This is a genomic window from Corynebacterium sp. CCUG 71335, assembly GCF_024454075.1.
Classification (GTDB): domain Bacteria; phylum Actinomycetota; class Actinomycetes; order Mycobacteriales; family Mycobacteriaceae; genus Corynebacterium; species Corynebacterium genitalium.
This window is the reverse complement of sequence record NZ_JAGPYY010000005.1, coordinates 136,135-152,416: the sequence shown is the minus strand read 5'-3', so window position 1 is coordinate 152,416 and position 16,282 is coordinate 136,135. Positions and strand designations below refer to the sequence as shown.

General features: G+C 64.1%; 15 protein-coding genes, 2 pseudogenes and 1 riboswitch. Of the genes and pseudogenes, 7 read left to right on the top strand and 10 right to left on the bottom strand.

The features are described 5' to 3' along the window. Positions 1-136 precede the first annotated feature (136 nt). Both KBX19_RS05630 and rplE (KBX19_RS05625) read right to left on the bottom strand, forming a co-directional pair. Positions 137-1,399 carry an esterase-like activity of phytase family protein gene (locus KBX19_RS05630; protein ID WP_255997840.1) on the bottom strand — a complete coding sequence of 421 codons (1,263 nt, stop codon included), beginning with the start codon at positions 1,397-1,399 and terminating at the stop codon, positions 137-139. 174 nt (positions 1,400-1,573) lie between these two features. Next, positions 1,574-2,060 (bottom strand): annotated as a pseudogene (rplE, locus tag KBX19_RS05625) (50S ribosomal protein L5). Here rplE (KBX19_RS05625) and KBX19_RS05620 point away from each other — a divergent pair. Next, positions 2,057-2,242, top strand: a pseudogene (locus tag KBX19_RS05620) (HAD hydrolase-like protein); the annotation flags it as partial. The pseudogenes rplE (KBX19_RS05625) and KBX19_RS05620 overlap by 4 nt on opposite strands. Positions 2,243-2,277: 35 nt before the next feature. On the opposite strand, the gene KBX19_RS05615 reads toward KBX19_RS05620, so the two are convergent. From KBX19_RS05615 to KBX19_RS05600, 4 genes are read right to left on the bottom strand one after another with little or no spacing between them, the layout of a single operon-like run. Further along, a complete protein-coding gene (locus tag KBX19_RS05615) occupies positions 2,278-3,084 on the bottom strand; it encodes an ABC transporter ATP-binding protein (protein ID WP_255997839.1) in 807 nt (268 codons plus the stop codon). 35 nt (positions 3,085-3,119) lie between these two features. Then, on the bottom strand, positions 3,120-4,148 hold the full coding sequence (locus KBX19_RS05610) for an iron chelate uptake ABC transporter family permease subunit (RefSeq protein ID WP_255997838.1): 1,029 nt from the start codon (positions 4,146-4,148) through the stop codon (positions 3,120-3,122). Further along, on the bottom strand, positions 4,149-5,168 hold the full coding sequence (locus KBX19_RS05605; RefSeq protein WP_005286706.1) for an iron ABC transporter permease: 1,020 nt from the start codon (positions 5,166-5,168) through the stop codon (positions 4,149-4,151). It abuts the gene before it with no gap. A 7-nt stretch (positions 5,169-5,175) separates the two neighbouring features. After that, a complete protein-coding gene (locus KBX19_RS05600) occupies positions 5,176-6,117 on the bottom strand; it encodes an ABC transporter substrate-binding protein (protein ID WP_255997837.1) in 942 nt (313 codons plus the stop codon). Positions 6,118-6,247: 130 nt separating this feature from the next. Between KBX19_RS05600 and KBX19_RS05595 the strand changes: the two genes are divergently transcribed. After that, positions 6,248-7,042, top strand: coding sequence for a siderophore-interacting protein (locus tag KBX19_RS05595; RefSeq protein WP_005286711.1), 795 nt, complete (start codon positions 6,248-6,250; stop codon positions 7,040-7,042). Positions 7,043-7,133: 91 nt separating this feature from the next. Here KBX19_RS05595 and rplE (KBX19_RS05590) read toward each other — a convergent pair whose 3' ends face one another. The 3 genes from rplE (KBX19_RS05590) to rplN are packed head-to-tail and all read right to left on the bottom strand — an operon-like array spanning position 7,134 to position 8,401. Then, on the bottom strand, positions 7,134-7,718 hold the full coding sequence (gene rplE / locus KBX19_RS05590) for a 50S ribosomal protein L5 (RefSeq protein WP_255997835.1): 585 nt from the start codon (positions 7,716-7,718) through the stop codon (positions 7,134-7,136). Further along, positions 7,718-8,032, bottom strand: coding sequence for a 50S ribosomal protein L24 (gene rplX / locus KBX19_RS05585; RefSeq protein ID WP_005286714.1), 315 nt, complete (start codon positions 8,030-8,032; stop codon positions 7,718-7,720). The genes rplE (KBX19_RS05590) and rplX overlap by 1 nt, the downstream gene beginning before the upstream one ends. Continuing rightward, positions 8,033-8,401: a 50S ribosomal protein L14 gene (gene rplN, locus KBX19_RS05580; RefSeq protein ID WP_040423424.1), complete on the bottom strand. Its 369-nt coding sequence runs from the start codon at positions 8,399-8,401 to the stop codon at positions 8,033-8,035. A 327-nt stretch (positions 8,402-8,728) separates the two neighbouring features. Between rplN and KBX19_RS05575 the strand changes: the two genes are divergently transcribed. The 5 genes from KBX19_RS05575 (at position 8,729) to KBX19_RS05555 (ending at position 15,893) form a co-directional block, all read left to right on the top strand. Further along, on the top strand, positions 8,729-9,523 hold the full coding sequence (locus KBX19_RS05575; RefSeq protein ID WP_255997833.1) for a formate/nitrite transporter family protein: 795 nt from the start codon (positions 8,729-8,731) through the stop codon (positions 9,521-9,523). Between the two features lie 21 nt (positions 9,524-9,544). Beyond that, the gene (locus tag KBX19_RS05570) at positions 9,545-11,413 is read left to right on the top strand and encodes a GTPase domain-containing protein (protein ID WP_255997832.1); all 1,869 of its coding nucleotides are present in this window, start codon (positions 9,545-9,547) and stop codon (positions 11,411-11,413) included. Beyond that, positions 11,413-13,011 carry a GTPase gene (locus KBX19_RS05565; RefSeq protein ID WP_255997831.1) on the top strand — a complete coding sequence of 533 codons (1,599 nt, stop codon included), beginning with the start codon at positions 11,413-11,415 and terminating at the stop codon, positions 13,009-13,011. The genes KBX19_RS05570 and KBX19_RS05565 overlap by 1 nt, the downstream gene beginning before the upstream one ends. Before the next feature lie 356 nt (positions 13,012-13,367). Beyond that, positions 13,368-13,472, top strand: a riboswitch (TPP riboswitch). Then, on the top strand, positions 13,462-15,021 hold the full coding sequence (locus KBX19_RS05560) for a bifunctional hydroxymethylpyrimidine kinase/phosphomethylpyrimidine kinase (RefSeq protein WP_255997830.1): 1,560 nt from the start codon (positions 13,462-13,464) through the stop codon (positions 15,019-15,021). (Overlaps the previous riboswitch by 11 nt.) Next, entirely contained in the window at positions 15,018-15,893 is an 876-nt protein-coding gene (locus KBX19_RS05555) for a carbohydrate kinase (protein ID WP_255997828.1), read from the top strand. Before KBX19_RS05560 ends, KBX19_RS05555 begins: the two co-directional genes overlap by 4 nt. Before the next feature lie 71 nt (positions 15,894-15,964). On the opposite strand, the gene rpsQ is transcribed toward KBX19_RS05555, so the two are convergent. Further along, entirely contained in the window at positions 15,965-16,279 is a 315-nt protein-coding gene (rpsQ, locus tag KBX19_RS05550) for a 30S ribosomal protein S17 (RefSeq protein WP_005286733.1), read from the bottom strand. Positions 16,280-16,282 lie beyond the last annotated feature (3 nt).

Here is a 16,282-nt window from a genome sequence, read left to right as displayed (position 1 = left end):
TGAAACGTGCCCAGCCCGGTAGTGATCGGGTTGAGATCTTTCTCCACATTCGATGTGAATTCCGTGCATGCCGGGCATGACGCGGGAGAGCACAGCTTGCCCCACTTTGCTCGCACAGCCACCGTGGAAGCACGTGTTAGCGCACGGCAAGCAGGTGCATTAGCGTCGACTGGGAATCGTTGAAGTTGTCGTCGGTGACGACCACCATCGAGCGGCCACCGTTCGCAGCCGCGTTCTTCGGCCCCCAGGCGAGGCCCTCGACGTTGTCGGGGTGGGGCTTGTGCTTGTCAAAGTCGAAAACGAGGGTCTTGGACGCGGTCTTCTCCAAGCCGGTGAGTGCTTCGGTGCCCAGCACATCATCTGCGCCCTCGAGGTTCAGCGTGTAGATCTGCGCCATGTTCGTCTTGGTGGCTTCGTTGAATCCGCGCTCGAGCATGAACAGGTTGCCGTTGTCGTCGGCAAGCAAAGACGTCACCCCGCGGCCCGGGCTCACACGAACTGCGTGCTCTTTGACGGCTTTACCGGAGTTCAGATCGTACACCGTGATGCGGGCCAGGGAACTGTGCGTGTCAGAGTTCTCCGGTCCGTCTTGGGCGAGAGCATCCTCGTTAATGGTGATCATCGTCTTCCCATCAGCGAGAACCGCCATCGCCTCTGGACCCTTGTTGTTGTGCACACCCTTTGTTCCCTTTTCATCGGGAGCGTGGTGCCCTGGAGCGTCGATGCGCCGGACTTCCTTCCCATCCGGCGTGGACTCAATGATCTGTGGGGTGATGAACGTGCCCTTGTCGGATGAGCCTTCGGTGGTCCACAGGTAGTTTCCGTTCGGCAGCAAGCGGATTTCCTCGGGGTCGAGGTAATCGGAGTACACGCTCCCGTCCGCCTGCGTGAACCTGACCTCTCCATCTTGGGTGAAGGTCTTTCCACCGTCAGCCGTCTTGAAGTAGTACGCACGAATCGGACCGTGCTCCTTCTTGTCGTCCGAGATGGCAATGTAGCGGTCCTGGTCGACGAGCTCGATGCCGCTGAGCCCGCCGATCTTCTTGTCGCCGTTCACTTCGCTGAAGTCAAAGCGACTCAGGTACTCAGCGTGAGGCTTCTCATCCCCCGGTTTGCGGGAAGAACCACCGGGTGCAGACCCGTCCTTCTGCCCCGCTGCCGCATTGATGATTGCCTGCACGATGAACGCGCTCAGCCCACCAAGGGCTACAGCGATTCCGGCGACAGCGAACAGCGCCGCTGGCATAGGCACTTTCACGCCATTAGTAACGACATCCTGCTGGGGCAGGGTGCCGATCTCCAGCGGTGCGGGTGCCGCGTCAGCGGGCTGGACAGTTGCGGTAGTTAAAGACAGGGCGGTGGCGGCTGCGATAACCGCACGGGCTGGACGACGGGACATATGCGAGCGCTCCTCGGGCAGACGGCAGAACTGGCAGATCTGGCAGAACCAGCCCCCACCCTAATTCGAGATGCCGGCCACGGCACGGGGAACAGCTGCCCGCATGACAAAATCCCCGTGACCACGGTGTGAAACCCGGGCCACGGGGCGTCGACAAGCGAATGCGTTATGCGCTTACGGGCGCTGCATCTTGCCGTCTTTGTCCTTGAACGGGAAGCCGAAGTGGCGCAGGAGTGCGCGGCCTTCCTCGTCGTTGACTGCGGAGGTCACCACGGTGATGTCCATACCGCGGGGGCGGTCGACCTTGTCCACGTCGATTTCGTAGAACATGGTCTGCTCGGACAGGCCGCGAAAGTTGCGGATACGCGGCAAAGCGACCGTCAGCAGGCGGTCGAGGAACTCCCACATGCGGTCGCCGCGCAAGGTGACCTTCGCACCGATCGGCATGCCTTCGCGCAGCTTGAAGTTAGCGATGGACTTCTTCGCGCGACGCAGCTGCGGCTTCTGGCCGGTGATCGCGGTGAGATCCTCGAGCGCACCGTTGATCATCTTCGAGTCGCGGGCAGCGTCGCCCACACCCATGTTCACGACGATTTTGGTGATGCCCCGGGATCTGCATGACGTTGTCGTAACCGAACTCGTCAGCGAGCTTGCCGCGGATGTCGTCTTTGTACCGATGTCAAAGCCGGCCTCGAAGCCGGCATGCGCACCATCCTCGTGCGCACCGGCATTTCCGACGACACCGAAATTACCCGCTTTCTCTACCGCCCCACCACGATCCTCGACTCCGTAGCCGAGCTGGCAGGTCGCGTCCACGACCCGTTCAACAACAACGAGGCCTAGGGGTTCTCCTCCACACTCGCCGGTATGGGAAGCACCTAACGCACGGTCCCGCGCGGGACGATGACGGGGGCAACACCGGCTGGGTCGTCCCACACCTCGGCCCGAAGCCCGTAAGCCTGTGCCAGAACTTCCGCTGTCAAAGCCTGCTCCGGCGTGCCATGCGCCACGATGGCGCCGTCGCGCATGACCATCATCCTGTCGGAAAACATGCCGGCCAGCATGAGGTCGTGCAGGACCATTACCACGGCCTTGCCGCCGCGCGCCTGCTCCCGTGCGAGGGAGAGCATGTCAATGGCGTGGGCGGGATCGAGGAAGGTAGTTGGCTCGTCGAGCAGCAGCACGGGTGTGTCCTGCGCCAAGGTCATGGCCAGCCACACTCGCTGACGCTGTCCGCCGCTCAAAGCGTCGATATCGCGTTCAAGGAGGTCGCTGATCCCCGTGGCCTCGCAGGCGCGGGCGATAGCCTCATGGTCAGCGGCGGACGGACCAGCCATGCGAGCTTGGTGCGGATGTCGCCCGCGGGCGACGAGCTCCCCGACATACAACCCGCCCGGCGCGCTCGGGTGCTGCGGCAGGAGAGCCACTCGGCGAGCGGCCTCGCGCGCCGACAGGGAGTGGATATCGACACCGTCGACGTGCACCATTCCCGCACTGGGCACGAGGAGTTTGGACATCGCCTTGAGCAGTGTCGACTTTCCGCAGCCATTCGGCCCAATAAGCGTGGTCACCTCCCCTGCGCGCGCCGTTAAGTCGATGCCGTGGAGCACCTCCGCTCCGTCCCCGTAACCCACCCTGATGCCCTGAGCCACAAGTGCGTCCGCGGTCTGTGTCTTGCTGTTCATTTCCTTGCTTTCCTTCTGGATTGTTGCGCCTCGCGCTAGCGGTCTCGGCTCCACACCAGCACCACCAGAACGACCCCTCCTAGAGCGGCGGAAACAGCTCCCACCGGCGCGGTCGACGGGATGAAACCGCCGATCACAGCGCACACCCCCAAGATCGCCGCCCCCGCAGTCCCCGCCACCACCGGCGGGGGAGTCGGGGTGCCGGCGACGAGCCGACCGAAGTGCGGAGCGATAAGCGCGACGAAGCCGATCGGCCCGGCAGCTGCTACCACCACCGCCGATACACCCGTGGCCGCGATGAGCAACGCCCTGCGCTGCGCAGTAATGCTCACTCCGAGCATCGCGGCCGAGTCGTCGTCATGCGCCAAAACAGGCAGGTCGCGTCCGCACCACACCCCGAGCGCGACGAAGGGCGCAAGTCCCAGCAGCAGCGGGAGGATGGCATCCATGCGGACAAACTCAGTGGACCCAGCCAGCCAGGTCTGTGCCTCGGCGGCGCGCAGGATCTCGGCGCGAAGCAGCAGGTAGCTCACCGCCGCATGCAGCATGAGAGACAGCGCGACACCAACGATGACGATCCTGTCACTTGTGCCGATTCCCCCGATCAGCGCCAGCACCGCGACGACGGCAGCCGCGCCCACCAGTGCGAGCAGCGCACGCCACCAGAAGACGGGGATCTCGTCCGCAAAGGAGGGGCGGTAGGTGATGCTACCCAGCACCACGAAAGCCGCCGCACCGGAGGTCACCCCCAAAATATCCGGGGAGGCCAGCATGTTGCGTGACATCGACTGCGTCCACGCCCCCGCCATTCCGAGCGCTGCCCCGACGATGAGTGTCGCCAGGGCGACGGGCATCCGCAGGTCCCACACCGCCATGATCTCGCGGTTGGTGCCACCTCCGGTAAGCACGTCCACCACACGCGCTGGGCTCAGCTCCAACGCCCCCTGCCCGAGAAGGACCAGGTAGGCGGCTCCAGCCACGGTGGCGAACATAGCTCCGGCGACGGCCGTCCTTCTCCTGCGCTCCCGCCGCTGCGCACCCAGGATCTCTACGATCCGGTCCATCTACGCCACCGCCTTCTGCATCGTCGAGCCCTGGCGCACCGCCGCGATGAGCACAGGCCCGCCAATCACGGCCATGACAATCGACATCTCGACTTCGCCGGGACGCATGATCAGGCGCCCAACGACATCTGCGAGCAGCACCAACGCTCCGCCGAACAGGGCCGATGACAGCAGGAGACGGCTAACCTGAGGACCGACGACGCGACGCATGATGTGCGGCGCCGCAAAGCCGACGAAGGCGACGGGTCCGGCGGTCGCGGTGGCGCAACCGGCGAGAATCACCACGCCGAGTGCCGCGAAAACCCGCGCCAGCCGGGGCGAGCCGCCCAGCGCGAGGGATGTCTCCTCCCCCATGGCCAAAAGGTCCAGGGGACGTGCGGCTAACACAGCGACCAGCATCCCGACAGCGAGCCCGGTCCACGCAACAGCAGCGTCGGCATAGCCGCGGCCGATGGTCGAGCCGACCACCCAGTGCCGCATGCTGTCGAGCACCTCAGTGTCGAACAGTCCGATGAGGACTGAACCCGCGCTCAAGGAGGCGCCGACTCCCATACCCACCAAAATCAGAGTGAGCGGGCTGGCAGAGCGGCGTGACACGACGAGCACCAGAGCAGAAGCGGCAGCCGCACCAACGAAAGCGTGCACGGTGGCTCCGGCAAGGCCCGCCACCGTGCCCATGGCGCTACCGAGGGCCACCGCGAACGCTGCGCCCGCGGTGACTCCGATGAACCCGGGGTCCGCTAGCGGATTGCGTGTCCACGCCTGAGCCAAAACGCCGGCAACGGCCAAGCACGCCCCGACGGCATAGGCGAGCAGGGTGCGCGGAACGCGTAGCTGCCAGAAGATGGTGCGCACGTCGATGCTGCCTTGCCCTGCTGCCGCGCCGGCGAGCTCACCAAGCGGGATCGCGCGTGATCCAAGAGCGAGTGAGGCCACCACCGCCATGGCAGAAACGGCAACAAGTGTGATGAGCGCTCGTCGCGTTGCCGCGGTGCGGACCAGGATATTAGCTGTGCTCATCGGGCTCTCAGAGCTGTTCCTCGAACCTCTCCGCGACCCAAGGGATGGTCACCGGGTTGGGCATGCTCATAGCGCTGCCGGTATCGGTGTCGAGGTAGTGCACGCGCCCATCGCGCACCACATCGAGATTCTTGAACGTCGGGTCATCTTTGATCTGGTCGACCAGGCCGTTGTAGTCGAGGACAAACAGGTAGTCCACGTTATTGAGCTCGGTGTAGTTCTCCGGCGCATAATCGACGAAGAAAGTCGAGCCGTCGCCCTGCAGCTCATCCGGGATATCAAAGCCTAAGTCCTCGATGAACTGCCCTCGCCCGTCCTCGGCCGTGTAGAGGCCGATCTTGCCGTCGTACGGCATGACGATGGCGGCACGCGCGCCCTGCACCTCAGGGTGGTCCCGGCGGAAATCATCGAAGACCTGCTGCGTCTGCTTGATCAGCTCCTGGCCCTCAGATCCCTTTCCGACGCCTTCGGCAATCGCAGTGACCTGATCTTCCCAGGGGACCTGCCAGTCGTCGAACTCTTCAGGAGCAAGCGTCGTCGGCGCGATGTTTTCCAGTGATTCCTGGGCTTCGACATCGACCGCCTGGTTCACGGCGACAATGTGGGTGGGGTCCGCGGCAGAGACCTGCTCGAGAATATCGGCGGTAAAGCCACTAGCGGTGTTATAGATGGCCACGGGGTCGGCATCGCCAAGCAAGTGCTCAGACCACGGACCGACTCCGGAAGGGCCAATGTCTCCCTCCGCTCCCCACGGGGCAACGGCGACAGGAGTGATGCCGAGGGCGAGCAGCGTGTCAGCGTCGCCGAGGCCGAGGCTAGCCACGCGCATCTCGGCGGAGTTCGCCGCTGGCTCGGGCTCACCCTCGCCACGCGAGCAGCCCGTCAGTGCGACGGCGGCGGTTGCCACGAGGGCGACGGTGCTGGCGGCACGCTTTTTCAGAAAGTTCATAGTGGGGTCCTTGGAGCATCTAGGCCCATTTAGGGCACAAAAATGTGTTCAAATTGTGTCGACTGTCGTACCGTAGACCCCACAGGCAGAATAAAGCAAGCCTCACCTTACTTAGAAAACTCTACGACACATGCCAACACACCTCCTCCACCCCGTCACCCTCGTCGCCAACGAGCAGCTCAAGCCACGTCTGCACCGCCTCACCTTCACCGGGGAGGCTTTCGCGGACTACCCCTTGAGCGGCCCCGACGAGTATTTCGGCTTAGTCATGCCGAAGCCGGGCCACCCCTTCCGCCCCTTCAGCTTCAGCGGCGTCAACATCCGCGCGGCGGTGGCAGCAATCCCCGAGGAGACACGCCCCGCCCTCCGCTGGTACACCATTCGCAGCCTCGACAGGGCACGCAAGCTTATCGACGTCGACGTGGTCACCCACGGCGATTCCGGCCCCGGTTCCCGGTGGATCCGCCAGGCACGCCCAGGCGACACCGCCGGCATGTTCACGTGCCCCGCCCTGTGGAAGCCTCCGGCATCCTCGCAGCTACTCGTCGCCGATGCCTCAGCGCTGCCCGCCTTGCGCCATATCCTGGCCTACCAGGAGGCCAACGCACCCCAGGCCCTCACACAGACCCACGCCGTCGCCGTCGTCACGTCCCCAGAGGAAATCGAGGACGGCCTGGCTGAGCAGTGGCACGAAAAGCTCGCCTCCCTCACCGTCATAGAAGCACCGAAAACCGCCGAGACCGAAGCCACTCTGGCCGTCCTGCGCGAACACTTCGACGCAGGGCAACCGCCGCGCTCCGTGTGGGTCTCCGGCGAAGGGAACCTCACCAAATCCGTACGCGCACTCGCCGTGAAGGACTGGAGCCTTGCCCCGTCCGACGTGGTGTGGGTCCCGTTCTGGTTCCACGGCAAGGCCCGGCCATAACTTCCCCATAAACGACAAACAACACCCCCGTCACAGCCCGGAGAGCGGGCGGTGCGAGGGTGAGACGTCGGCAAGCGAATGCGTTATGCGCTTACGGGCGCTGCATCTTGCCGTCCTTGTCCTTGAACGGGAAGCCGAAGTGGCGCAGCAGCGCACGGCCTTCCTCGTCGTTGACCGCGGAGGTCACCACGGTGATGTCCATACCGCGCGGACGGTCGACCTTGTCCACGTCGATTTCGTAGAACATCGTCTGCTCGGCGAGGCCGAAGGTGTAGTTGCCGTTGCCGTCGAACTGGGTGTCCGACAGGCCGCGGAAGTCACGAATACGCGGGAGAGCAACCGTCAGCAGACGATCGAGGAACTCCCACATGCGGTCGCCGCGCAAGGTGACCTTCGCGCCGATCGGCATGCCTTCACGCAGCTTGAAGTTAGCGATGGACTTCTTCGCGCGACGCAACTGCGGCTTCTGGCCGGTGATCGCGGTGAGATCCTCCAGTGCACCGTTGATCATCTTCGAGTCGCGGGCAGCGTCGCCCACACCCATGTTCACGACGATCTTGGTGATGCCCGGGATCTGCATGACGTTGTCGTAACCGAACTCGTCAGCGAGCTTGCCGCGGATGTCGTCCTGGTAACGCGTCTTCAGGCGCGGAGTGTAGTTCTGAATCTCAGTCATTAGATGTCCTCCCCGTTCGACTTGGCCACGCGGACCTTCTTGCCGTCCTCGTCGAAGCGGTAGCCAACGCGGGTCGGGGTGCCCTCGGAGTCAAGGATCATCACGTTGGACACGTGGATCGGAGCCTCCTGGGTGACAATGCCGCCGGACTCAGCGCCGCGCTCGTTGTACGAGTTAGCAACGTGCTTCTTCACACGGTTCACGCCCTCGACCAGGACACGCTCACGCTTCGGGTACGCCTCAATGACGCGGCCTTGAGCGCCCTTGTCCTTACCGGCGATGACCTGGACCATATCGCCCTTCTTGATCTTCAACTAGATCACCTCCGGTGCGAGAGAAACGATCTTCATGAACTTCTTGTCGCGCAGCTCACGAGCAACCGGGCCGAAGATGCGGGTACCGCGCGGCTCGGTGTCGTTCTTGATCAGAACAGCTGCGTTCTCGTCGAACGAGATGTAGGAGCCGTCCGGGCGACGGGTCTCCTTCTTGGCGCGCACGACGACGGCGCGGACAATCTCGCCCTCTTTCACGTTGCCGCCGGGGGCGGCTTCCTTCACGGTGGCGACAATCGTGTCGCCGATACCGGCGAAGCGTCGAACAGAACCGCCGAGGACACGGACGCACAGAATCTCACGTGCACCAGTGTTGTCGGCGACCTTCAGACGCGATTCCTGCTGAATCACTTTTGGTCTCCTGACCTGGATCAATGTGCGCCAGATTTCCGTCCTGAACGCACGTGGTCAATTGCTTTTTGCGCCTTCGCTTATCGACGGACCTCGTCCACTACAACGAGGCCGAAGGGTCTCGGCCATTCCGCTCGGAAACGCGCGTCGTGGCCGACCAGCTCCAGGCAACTGATGTATTAAAGCACGTCAACAGGTGTTGGACCAAATCATCCCAGCATGGTTTGGCTGCCGCTGCCTACGTCCCGCAAAGAGGGGGCCGAGATCACACTAAGACGTTGATCAAACACCAGGTCAAACGCATAAAGTACCGCTAATGTTGAGGGTATGAATTTCCACAAAACAGCACCAGGCATCATCGGCAGAAAACTGGACCTGTTCTCCACTGAACCGTCCCGGTTCGCAGTACGCGCGATCATGGCTGGCGTCTACCTCGGAATCATGACGTCCTTCGCCGCGGCGACCGGAACGATCATGGAAAGCTACGCCCCGGGCTGGGGCGGCTACGTCTTCGCGGCCATCTTCGCAACGACGCTGTACATCATCATCGTCCTGCAAGGCGAGCTTGCCACCGGCGACATGATGTTCATGACCTACGGGGCGGTGACCAAGCACGTGTCCCTCCTACGCGGGTTGGCGCTAATCCTCTTCGTCACACTCTTCAACCTGGTCGGCGCCGTGGTGATATGTTGGCTGATCTCCCATACGGTGTTCATGAGCAACATCGACCCCGAAAGCCGCCTGCTGCACACCGTGCTGGAAAACAAACTCGCGAAGCCCACAGGGGGTTTGTTCGTCGAGGCGATTCTGGCGAACATGGTGGTCAACATCGCGTTCATGATGTCCGCGCAGGCGGGCCAAGATTTCTCCGCAAAGTTGCTCGGCATTGTCGTGGTCATTCCGGCGTTCGCCGCCATGAGCTACGAGCACTCGATCGCGAACTTCGTGATGGTCCAACTCGGCGGCTTCGTTTACGGGCCCGAGACGATCGACGGGTTCACCATTGCCAATATTCTGCGCAACTGGTCCGTGGTGTGGCTGGGCAACATGGTGGGCGGCGGCCTGATTATGGGCGGCGTATACGGCTGGTTGAATCTGACCAAGACTGAGTACAAGGATTAACTTTCTGCAACAATGGGCTGGGTGACTAGCCCCCAAACCACCACCCCGCCGAGCGACCCGTTAAGCGCGGTCAAGCAGCTGCGCGACTCGTTGGCCGCGACCACGTTGCCCGCCGACGCCGCCGAGGAAGCCCGCGCGTTGGTCAACCAGCTCGACGACTATATCCTCCCCCGCCTGGCCAACCTCGACGCGCCGCTGTTGGCCGTGATCGGCGGGTCCACCGGATCCGGCAAGTCCACGTTGGTCAACGCCTTGTTGCAGGAGCATGTGTCGAACCCTGGGGTCATCCGCCCCACCACCCGACAGCCGGTGCTGGTGGCTAATCCGGGCGACGCGGAATGGTTCAACTCGCCGCAGGTCCTGCCCGGCCTTGCCCGCTCCCACGGCGCGGGCAACGAGCAGTCCACGACGCTGCGAGTGGTGGAAACACCCAGCATTCCTGAGGGTCTTTCGCTTCTCGACGCCCCGGATTTCGACTCCATCGATGACCGCAACCGCGCCCTTGCCAGCCAGCTGCTCGCCGCAGCGGACCTGTGGATCTTCGTCACCACCCCCGCGCGCTACGCCGACCAGCTGGTCTGGAACTTTCTGCATGACGCCGCCGGCCGCGGCATCGAAGTCGTGGTCGTGCTCAACCGCCTCGACGAAGCAGCCGCAGCCACGGTCCCGGCCGATCTGCGGCGCATGATGAATGAGGCCGGCCTGGAACGCGCCACCGTCTTCGAAGTGCCGTACGTGAAGGACTTGCAGGAGGAGTTCCTCCCGACTGAGATGGTGGCGCCGCTCCGGGACTACCTGACCTCATTGGCGGACGATTCTGCTGTCCGGCGCGAGGTGGCCGGCAAGACCGTGGCAGGTGCGGCCAACGGCGCCCTTGCTCGCGTGGATGAGTTAGTGGCTACGCGCCAGCGCAGCGAAGAATTCGCGAACCACATCGACGAGTCGATCTTGGAGCTGTACCGCTCCGCGCACCACCACATCATTGATGCCACGTCCGACGGAAAGATGCTGCGCACCGAGGTCATGGACCGCTGGCAGGACGTGGTAGGCACCTCGGACGTGTTCCGCGGTGTCGAGCGCTGGTTCAGCCAGGCGGTAGACAAGGTGGGCAGCTTCTTCAGCGGCGAGCCCGCTCCCCTGCGGGAAGTGGAGACAGAGCTGGAGTCGGGTTTGCACGCCGTGATCGTGGATGCGGCGGACTCGGCGGCGTCTCGGGCGTGGGCGCATGTGGGGGTGGTGGCACCGGAGCGTCGTCACGCAGCTGATCCCTCCTTGGCCCGCGCCAGCCAGGACATCGACGTCAAGGCCGCGCAGCTCATCCGCGAATGGCAGGGGGCGATGCTGACGCGCATTCAGGACACCGCGGGCGAGAAACGCCAGCGTGCCCGCGTGATGTCGCTGGGGCTCAACGTGCTCACAGTCGCACTCATGCTGGTGGTGTTCTCCACCACGGCCGGACTGACCGGCGCTGAGATCGGCATCGCGGGAGGTTCCGCAGTGCTAGGCCAGAAGTTGCTGGAGACGGTGTTCGGCGAGGACACAGTGCGCCGCATGGCTGCCGACGCGCGCGAAGACCTCAACCAGCGTCTCGATGTGCTGCTGCGAGGCGAACGCGAGCGCTACTACGCCATCACTGACCCGCTGCTTGAGGGAACCTCTGCCGAATCCCTCCGTACCGCCGCTGCTGAGGCGCGTGTGTCGATCGACGAGCGTTTCCCCGGCATCCTCACCCCGGCCCCCACTGAGCAGGTTCCCGCCGCCCATGTCCCCGAGGATGTGCGGGAAAGCTACGAGCACGGCACCCTGCGCGGCTTATTCGACCAGCTGCGCGGCTCGTTTGGCACGCAATCGTCTGACGCTGAAGCTCACCGAACGGAGGGCGAGGGATAGTGGCGCTTTTCAAACGCACAACTCCGCTCGGCGACCGGCTCGCCGCGTTGGAGGAAGCTGCCTCCATCGGCGCGCCCTACTTGCCTGCCGACGAGATCCAGCGCTTCCAAGCGGTCGCGCGCGCGGGAGCGGAACGCCGCGCCCTGTCTGCTGACCACACCGTCGTAGGATTCTTTGGCGCGACCGGCTCCGGCAAGACGTCCCTGTTCAATGCAGTCGTCGGCGAGGACTTAGGTAAGGCAGCCGCGCGCCGCCCAACCACATCCTCGCCTCTCGCGGCGATTTGGGAGCCGGAAGGGTCCGAAGCGCTGTTGGACTGGCTTGGGGTGGAAGACCGCCGGAGCCGCGAAGGTGAGTTCGCTCCCGGCGCCGGCCCACTCATCTTGTTGGACCTGCCTGACTTCGACTCGGTGGAAGCCTCCAACCGTGCGATCGCGGAACGCCTTGCCGGCCAAGTCGACGTGCTGGTTTGGGTCACCGACCCCGAGAAGTACGCCGACAGCGTGATCCACGACCAGTTCATCCGCCCCCACGCCGGCCACGCCGAGGTCACCCTCGCCGTATTGAACAAAGCTGACCTGCTGCATGCGGACGATGTGCCCACGGTTGCCGGGAACTTCGAGAATTTGCTTCTCGACGACGGCCTTTCCCGCATCTCCGTCATCCCCACCTCCACCCGCACCGGTGAGGGCATTGAGGCGCTGCGGGGCTCCATTTCCAAGGTTGCCCGCGCGCACACTGCTCAGGCCGCCCGCATCGAAGCTGACATTCGGGCGGTGACGGAGGACTATGCGCCGGCAAGTGGGGTGGGTGGCGTCGAAAAGCACGCGAAGCGTGCCCTTGACGCGACCTTGTCTCAAGCGGCCGGGGCGGAGCGCATCGCCTCGACCACTGCCGCCGCCTACCGCAAGCGGCTGCATGAGCGCACCGGGTGGTTGTTGACCAGCTGGATCACCAGGTTCCGCCCCGATCCTCTGCGCCGGCTCGGCCTGCGGGAGGAGTCCGATGACGTCGGCGTGCACCGCACCTCGATGCCGGAGCTGGATGCATCCGGCAAAGCGGTGGCGAACAAAGGTCTGCGTGACTATTCCGCAGCCGCCGCTGCCGGCCTGCCCCACGCGTGGTCAGCGGCGGTGGCGGACCGCACCGAGGAGATTTCCCAGTCTCTGCCGGGTGAACTGGACCGCGCCGTGGCGCGCACCCGCCTCCCCGCAGAACCGTCCCGCGGATGGTTCCTGCTCACGGTGATTCAGTGGCTGGCGCTCATCGCCGCGCTGGCTGGAGTGGTTTGGTATCTGCTCGTGGCATTCGTGCCGGGCGCCCTGATGCCGCTGCTTGGCGACGATCTCGTCCCCACCGTCGAAAGCTGGCCCGTCCCCACCCTGCTGATCATGGCCGGACTGCTGACAGGTCTGATCATCGGTCTAGTCACCACCGTCTTCGGCGGGGTGATCGGCTCCGGGGTGAAGCGCCGCACCCGGAACGCGGTGCGCAGAGAGATAGCGGAGATCTCTCAAACAGCCGTGGTGGAGCCGCTGGAGCGCATACGCGCCGATTACGACAGTTTCGTCGGTACGGTGACGAGCGCTGTGAGGTAGAAGCGGCGGCCGCGCTTGGACTCGAATGCAGAACCTTGATCAGAGCAGAGTGCTGCAATGACCCCGAGGCCGTTGCGAAGGGTAGCCGTACCAATGGGGGCACCATCCAGCCCGGAATACTACTGGCGGTTTTCCGGAATACTGCTCATCTAAACTCGCAGGTCAAAAGCGTGCGTTAATGCTTATATGCCTGAGCAGTATTCCAGCGTCCAAAGGGGGCGAACCGCCCCCCAGGAATCCGCAACAGTCCGAAGCCGCGGCTCTTCAGCCGCGAGACCTGGCCTTGATACACGTCGAAGTCAGGTCTTCAATTGTTTGAAGACCCCCGACGGACGCAAGCCTCACGTATGATCGAGGGATAAGACACGGGGTGCCCAGCCCCCGATGAGGCCGGGCTGAGATTACACCCGTTGAACCTGATCGAACTCGAATTCGCGGAGGAATTGTCTGATGGCCCAACGCACGCCCAGCGCTATCCCTAACATCCTGTCCATTGCCGGAACGGACCCGACGGGCGGTGCGGGCATCCAGGCCGATCTGAAGTCGATCGCCGCTGCGGGCGGCTACGGCATGTGCGTGGTCACCTCGCTGGTGGCGCAAAACACCCACGGTGTGCGCGATATTCACACCCCGCCGCAGGAGTTTCTCAAGGCACAGCTCGACGCGGTCTTCGACGACGTCCAGGTCGACGCGGTGAAGATCGGCATGCTGGGTGACGCCACGACCACGAAGACGGTCTCCGACTACCTCACGGAGCACCCGGTGCCCATCGTCGTGGTGGACCCGGTGATGGTGGCCACCAGCGGTGACCGCCTGCTGACTGGGGATGCGGAGGAGGCGCTGCGGCAGTTCGTGAAGGAGCACGCGACCGTGGTCACGCCCAACATTCTGGAGCTGGCGGTTCTGGCGGGCACGCAGCCTGCGGACGCGCTCGAGGAAGCCATGGAGCAGGGCCGCGCCTACGCAGACGCCAGCGGCGTGAAAGTGGTGGTCAAGGGTGGCCACCTGCGCGAAGGCATGGCCTCGAACGCGCTGGTTTCTCCCGGCGGTGACACCGAGGTCGCAGAAGTCCCCCGTGTAGACACGAAGAACACGCACGGCACGGGCTGCTCCCTGTCGTCGGCCTTCGCCACGCGCATGGCTATTGACCCGGACACGGCACTGGCGTGGACGTCGAGTTGGCTGCATGAGGCGATCGCGCACGCGGACGACCTCAACGTTGGCACCGGCCACGGCCCCATCGACCACTCCCATCGCGCGCGCCGTCTCGCAGCGGCAGGCTCCGCGCAGCCCTGGAAGCTTAGCGACGATTGGACCGTCCCGAACACCACCTCCTCCCCCATCCTCGAACCCAAGATCGAGGCTGCCGGCCCCTTCACCCGGGACCTCTGGGAGAAAGCAGCAGCGAAGGTGTGGCCGGAAACCCTGGACTCTCCGTTCATCCGCGCTCTGCGCGACGGCACGCTGCCGCGGGAGCAGTTCTCCTTCTATTTGGTTCAGGATGCCTACTACTTGCGGGAGTACTCGCGGGCGCTGGCGTCGTTAAGCGTGAAAGCTCCCGACGCCGAGGACCAGGTGTGGTGGTCCCAGTCCGCGACTGTCGCCATCGAGGCGGAATCCGATTTGCACCGCAGCTGGATCTCCGCGCACGAGGTCGCAGCGGACACTCCCCCGTCACCGGTGACGCTGGGGTACGTGAACATGCTCACGTCTACCGCGGCGCTGGCGGACTACGCCATCGGCGCCGCCGCGGTGCTGCCGTGCTTCTGGCTCTACGCCGAAGTGGGCATGCACCTTGCAGAGAACAACCACGATGCCCACCCCTACAACGCATGGCTGTCCACGTACGGCGGCGATGACTTCGTAGACGGTGTGCGCATGGCACTGCAGAGCGTGGAGAAGGCTCTGTCGAACGCGTCCGAGGAGCAGCGCGCGAAGGCTACCGAAGCCTTCATGTACGCCTGCTATTACGAGCGGGAGTTCTTCGACCAGGCAACGCGCACCCAATGATCACGGTCTACGGCGAGGCACTGGTGGACCTGGTGCCCGCCGGCACGCTTCCACTCGCGCCTCTGCGGCCAGCGCTCGGCGGTGGCCCGTTCAATGTCGCACGCGCGCTCGGCCGCATGGGATCCACCGTCTCGTTCCAATCGCGGTTGTCCAGCGATAGTTTCGGCCGCGAGCTGCGCGCCTCGCTTATCGACGCCCACGTCGCCCTCCCCCACTGCCCCACCGGGCCCGAGCCCACCACATTGGCGGTGGCATCCATCGGGGACGATGGATCGGCAAGCTACCAGTTCTACACCGAGGGCACTGCCGACCGCCAGGCAGAACCAGTGCCTGTGTCAGAGGGCTTCGCGGTGTTCGGGAGCCTTTCGCTGGCACTTGAGCCGGCCGCGTCGCGCTACGTGGCTGCCGCTCGTTCGAGTGCAGAAGCCGGTGCCGTCGTCTGCCTCGATCCGAATATCCGCCCTGCCACTGCAACAGAAAAACACCGCGCGTTCCTGCGGGGCATGCTGGAGTGTGTCACGGTGCTGAAGCTGTCCGAGGACGAGGTTGGATTCCTCGGTGATACATCCAACGTCCCCGTCGTGGTGACCACGTCCTCGAACGGCATTCGCGTGCGCGCTCCGTTTGGCCAGTGCTCCGTCGCACAGCACGACGTCCACGTTGTAGACACCATTGGCGCCGGTGACACCGTGATGGCCGCGCTGGTGCACCAGTTCGACCGGCGTGGTTTGGGCCGCGACGACCTGCTGAATTTGAACGACAGCGAGTGGCGGGAATTCCTCAATTTCGCCGCTTTCGCCGCATCGATCACGGTGTCCCGAGCAGGCGCAGACACACCCTACGCGCGCGAACTCGAGCACCTCATTCAATGATGTAGCCGATGCACTAAACAGCAAGAAACCCGCCGATTGAAATCGGCGGGTTTCTTCGCGAAGAGAGAGGACTAGCGAGCCTTCTCCACAATGTCCAGGAGGCGGAAGTGCTTGTCCTTGGACAGCGGACGGGTCTCGATGATGTGGACGAGATCGCCCACGCCAGCCTCGTTGTTCTCGTCGTGAGCCTTCACGCGCTTGGTAGTACGGACGATCTTGCCGTACAGGGCGTGGGACTTACGGTCCTCGACTTCGACGACGATGGTCTTGTCCATCTTGTCGGACACGACGTAGCCACGGCGGCGCTTCTGCAGCCCCTTCTCCTTCGGCTGGGCCTCAGTGTGCTTCGGACCCTTGCCGGTGGCGGTTCCAGTTGCTTCAGTCATTTA